Here is a 5,459-nt window from a genome sequence, read left to right on the forward strand (position 1 = left end):
TACGTTAAGTCCGGCGGCGTCCTACTCTCCCACAAGGTCCCCCTTGCAGTACCATCGGCGCTGAGAGGCTTAGCTTCCGGGTTCGGAATGTGACCGGGCGTTTCCCTCTCGCTATGACCACCGGAACACCTTCGACCATGATCTGGTCTCAAAGCTGTCCCAGCTGCTGCCCCCCGTGAAGAGGGCAGAGCGGTGTATTCAGTTTCGATTCCCGATCGTCTGTCGGGAACCACAAAGTGGACGCGAGCCCGTGCAACAAGTGCACGGAAATCAGTGTGTTATCAAGTCTTCGGCTTATTAGTACCGGTCAGCTCCACGGGTCGTTAGTCCCCGCTTCCACATCCGGCCTATCAACCCAGTAGTCTGCTGGGAGCCTCTCACACTCAAGGTGCATGGAAATCTCATCTCGAAGACGGCTTCCCGCTTAGATGCTTTCAGCGGTTATCCGGTCCGAACGTAGCTAATCAGCGGTGCCCTTGGCAGAACAACTGACACACCAGAGGTTCGTCCATCCCGGTCCTCTCGTACTAGGGATAGATCTTCTCAAATTTCCAACGCGCGCAGCGGATAGGGACCGAACTGTCTCACGACGTTCTAAACCCAGCTCGCGTACCGCTTTAATGGGCGAACAGCCCAACCCTTGGGACCTACTCCAGCCCCAGGATGCGACGAGCCGACATCGAGGTGCCAAACCATGCCGTCGATATGGACTCTTGGGCAAGATCAGCCTGTTATCCCCGAGGTACCTTTTATCCGTTGAGCGACAGCGCTTCCACAAGCCACTGCCGGATCACTAGTCCCGACTTTCGTCCCTGCTCGACCTGTCAGTCTCACAGTCAAGCTCCCTTGTGCACTTACACTCGCCACCTGATTGCCAACCAGGTTGAGGGAACCTTTGGGCGCCTCCGTTACTCTTTGGGAGGCAACCGCCCCAGTTAAACTACCCATCAGGCACTGTCCATGAACCCGATCAGGGTCCTACGTTAGACATCCAAAGTGACCAGAGTGGTATTTCAACAATGACTCCACGAACACTAGCGTGCCCGCTTCACAGTCTCCCACCTATCCTACACAAGCCACTCCGAACACCAATACCAAACTGTAGTAAAGGTCACGGGGTCTTTCCGTCCTGCTGCGCGTAACGAGCATCTTTACTCGTAGTGCAATTTCGCCGAGTTCGCGGTTGAGACAGCTGGGAAGTCGTTACGCCATTCGTGCAGGTCGGAACTTACCCGACAAGGAATTTCGCTACCTTAGGATGGTTATAGTTACCACCGCCGTTTACTGGGGCTTAAATTCAGAGCTTCGCCCAAAGGCTAACCCTTCCTCTTAACCTTCCAGCACCGGGCAGGCGTCAGTCCGTATACATCGTCTTGCGACTTCGCACGGACCTGTGTTTTTAGTAAACAGTCGCTTCCCACTGGTCTCTGCGGCCTTCAACGCTCACGGAGTAAATCCGGTCACGTGTCCGGCCCCCCTTCTCCCGAAGTTACGGGGGCATTTTGCCGAGTTCCTTAACCACGATTCTCTCGATCTCCTTGGTATTCTCTACCTGACCACCTGAGTCGGTTTCGGGTACGGGCGGCTGCAACCTCGCGTCGATGCTTTTCTCGGCAGCATAGGATCACTGATTTCCCCTTACGGGTACGCGTCGGATCTCAGGCACACAGACGACGGATTTGCCTATCGTCAGCCCTACATCCTTACACCAGGTTCACCTTACGGATACCATCGCCTGGCTCAGCTACCTTCCTGCGTCACACCTGTTCATACGCTAACCGCACCAGCATGGGGTCGAGCGTTAGACCGGCCACCATCACCCCGAAGGGATCCGGTTGTACCGGGTTAGGACTCTTAGCACCACTGGATTAGCTTGGGCGGTTGTTCGCCGGTACGGGAATATCAACCCGTTGTCCATCGACTACGCCTGTCGGCCTCGCCTTAGGTCCCGACTTACCCAGGGCGGATTAACCTGGCCCTGGAACCCTTGGTCTTTCGGAGGACGGGTTTCTCACCCGTCTTTCGCTACTCATGCCTGCATTCTCACTCGTGTAGCGTCCACGGCTGGATCACTCCGCCGCTTCACTCGCCACACGACGCTCTCCTACCACTCCGCACGACTGAACCACGAAGGCTTGTCTATAGTGCGAAATCTACAACTTCGGTGGTGTGCTTGAGCCCCGTTACATTGTCGGCGCGGAATCACTTGACCAGTGAGCTATTACGCACTCTTTCAAGGGTGGCTGCTTCTAAGCCAACCTCCTGGTTGTCTGTGCAACTCCACATCCTTTCCCACTTAGCACACGCTTAGGGACCTTAGTTGGTAGTCTGGGTTGTTTCCCTCTCGACGATGAAGCTTATCCCCCACCGTCTCACTGCTGCGCTCTCACTCACCGGCATTCGGAGTTTGGCTGACGTCAGTAACCTGTTGAGGCCCATCGGCCATCCAGTAGCTCTACCTCCGGCGAGAAACACGCAACGCTGCACCTAAATGCATTTCGGAGAGAACCAGCTATCACGAAGTTTGATTGGCCTTTCACCCCTATCCACAGCTCATCCCCTCCATTTTCAACTGAAGTGGGTTCGGTCCTCCACGACGTCTTACCGTCGCTTCAACCTGGCCATGGATAGATCACTTCGCTTCGGGTCTAGAACATGCGACTCAAACGCCCTATTCAGACTCGCTTTCGCTACGGCTGCCCCTCACGGGTTAACCTCGCCACATATCACTAACTCGCAGGCTCATTCTTCAAAAGGCACGCCGTCACCCCTACTAAGGAGGCTCCGACGGTTTGTAAGCAAACGGTTTCAGGTACTATTTCACTCCCCTCCCGGGGTACTTTTCACCTTTCCCTCACGGTACTTGTCCGCTATCGGTCATCTGGGAGTATTTAGGCTTATCAGGTGGTCCTGACAGATTCACACGGGATTTCTCGGGCCCCGTGCTACTTGGGATACACATCCGGCCATAACACCATTTCGTCTACGGGGCTGGCACCCACTACGGCCCGGCTTTCAAACCGGTTCGACTATGATGCGCTGTAACCGTCCCAGTCCGGCAGAACTGAGTGACGTGTCCCACAACCCCGACCATGCAACGCCCGCCGGCTATCACACATGATCGGTTTAGCCTCATCCGCTTTCGCTCGCCACTACTCACGGAATCACATGTTGTTTTCTCTTCCTGTGGGTACTGAGATGTTTCACTTCCCCACGTTCCCTCTACCCGCCCTATATATTCAGGCGGGAGTCACCAGGTCGCAAAACGCCTGGCGGGGTTTCCCCATTCGGAAATCCTCGGATCGAGGCTCGATTATCAGCTCCCCGAGGCTTATCGCAGATTTCTACGTCCTTCATCGGCTCCAGATGCCAAGGCATCCACCGTTTGCTCTTAGAAACTTGACCACAAAGATTAAAATTGCGATCCAACGTCACCAATCAGCAGCCCGAAGGCTGGTCATGGATGACGCGAATCAAAGATGCTCGCGTCCACTGTGTAGTTCTCAACATACGATCGGCACCAGCACTCCCCCACCACAACAGTAGGTTCACCCTGGCCCGACGAAGGACCCGTAGGCCCAACCCCCACCACCACTCACGTGACAGTAGGAAGCCTGGTCCCTCAGGACCCAACAACGTGCACCAGCCAGCAGTTCCACCCACGACCCGTCCCAACCCTGCAAGCAGAGCGTACTGAGGTCGGAAGCATCACTCCCAACTGCACTGTCAATGTTCCACCCATGAGCTACCCGTCGGACACGTTCGGTCCGAAACAGGCGCCTGGACCAGCAACCAACCACCCATGATGGGCGACCAGCACTGACCAGATGCTCCTTAGAAAGGAGGTGATCCAGCCGCACCTTCCGGTACGGCTACCTTGTTACGACTTAGTCCTAATCACCGATCCCACCTTCGACGGCTCCTTCCACAAGGGTTAGGCCACCGGCTTCGGGTGTTACCGACTTTCATGACTTGACGGGCGGTGTGTACAAGGCCCGGGAACGTATTCACCGCAGCGTTGCTGATCTGCGATTACTAGCGACTCCGACTTCATGAGGTCGAGTTGCAGACCTCAATCCGAACTGAGACCGGCTTTTTGGGATTCGCTCCACCTTACGGTATCGCAGCCCTTTGTACCGGCCATTGTAGCATGCGTGAAGCCCAAGACATAAGGGGCATGATGATTTGACGTCATCCCCACCTTCCTCCGAGTTGACCCCGGCAGTCTCCTATGAGTCCCCGGCATAACCCGCTGGCAACATAGAACGAGGGTTGCGCTCGTTGCGGGACTTAACCCAACATCTCACGACACGAGCTGACGACAACCATGCACCACCTGTACACCGACCACAAGGGGGCGACCATCTCTGGCCGTTTCCGGTGTATGTCAAGCCTTGGTAAGGTTCTTCGCGTTGCATCGAATTAATCCGCATGCTCCGCCGCTTGTGCGGGCCCCCGTCAATTCCTTTGAGTTTTAGCCTTGCGGCCGTACTCCCCAGGCGGGGCGCTTAATGCGTTAGCTACGACACAGAAACCGTGGAAAGGTCCCTACATCTAGCGCCCAACGTTTACGGCATGGACTACCAGGGTATCTAATCCTGTTCGCTCCCCATGCTTTCGCTCCTCAGCGTCAGTTACGGCCCAGAGATCTGCCTTCGCCATCGGTGTTCCTCCTGATATCTGCGCATTCCACCGCTACACCAGGAATTCCAATCTCCCCTACCGCACTCTAGTCTGCCCGTACCCACTGCAAGCCCGAGGTTGAGCCTCGGGATTTCACAGCAGACGCGACAAACCGCCTACGAGCTCTTTACGCCCAATAATTCCGGACAACGCTTGCACCCTACGTATTACCGCGGCTGCTGGCACGTAGTTAGCCGGTGCTTTTTCTGCAGGTACCGTCACTTTCGCTTCTTCCCTACTAAAAGAGGTTTACAACCCGAAGGCCGTCATCCCTCACGCGGCGTTGCTGCATCAGGCTTTCGCCCATTGTGCAATATTCCCCACTGCTGCCTCCCGTAGGAGTCTGGGCCGTGTCTCAGTCCCAGTGTGGCCGGTCACCCTCTCAGGCCGGCTACCCGTCGTCGCCTTGGTGAGCCATTACCTCACCAACAAGCTGATAGGCCGCGAGTCCATCCCCAACCAAAAAATCTTTCCACCACCAGACCATGCGGCCAGTGATCATATCCAGTATTAGACGTCGTTTCCAACGCTTATCCCAGAGTCAGGGGCAGGTTACTCACGTGTTACTCACCCGTTCGCCACTAATCCACCCAGCAAGCTGGGCATCATCGTTCGACTTGCATGTGTTAAGCACGCCGCCAGCGTTCGTCCTGAGCCAGGATCAAACTCTCCGTAAAAAAATACAGACCCAACACCCGAAGGCATCAGACCGAGTTGATTCTGACTGTTGACTGTCTACTGACAATCTTCAATCCAAAAGGAATTGCTTCATGACC

3 rRNA genes are annotated in these 5,459 nt (G+C 55.6%); all 3 read right to left on the reverse strand.

Annotation, left to right across the window (positions count from 1 at the left end):
• Positions 1 to 8: 8 nt before the first annotated feature.
• Positions 9 to 125 (reverse strand): 5S ribosomal RNA (gene rrf / locus DEJ05_RS17710).
• Between the two features lie 152 nt (positions 126 to 277).
• Positions 278 to 3,405, reverse strand: a 23S ribosomal RNA gene (locus DEJ05_RS17715).
• Between the two features lie 433 nt (positions 3,406 to 3,838).
• Positions 3,839 to 5,360, reverse strand: a 16S ribosomal RNA gene (locus DEJ05_RS17720).
• Together the 16S, 23S and 5S rRNA genes form the textbook arrangement of a ribosomal RNA operon.
• Positions 5,361 to 5,459: the final 99 nt, after the last annotated feature.

The sequence above is a fragment of the Curtobacterium sp. MCLR17_045 genome (assembly GCF_003234405.1).
In the GTDB taxonomy this organism is placed as follows: domain Bacteria; phylum Actinomycetota; class Actinomycetes; order Actinomycetales; family Microbacteriaceae; genus Curtobacterium; species Curtobacterium flaccumfaciens.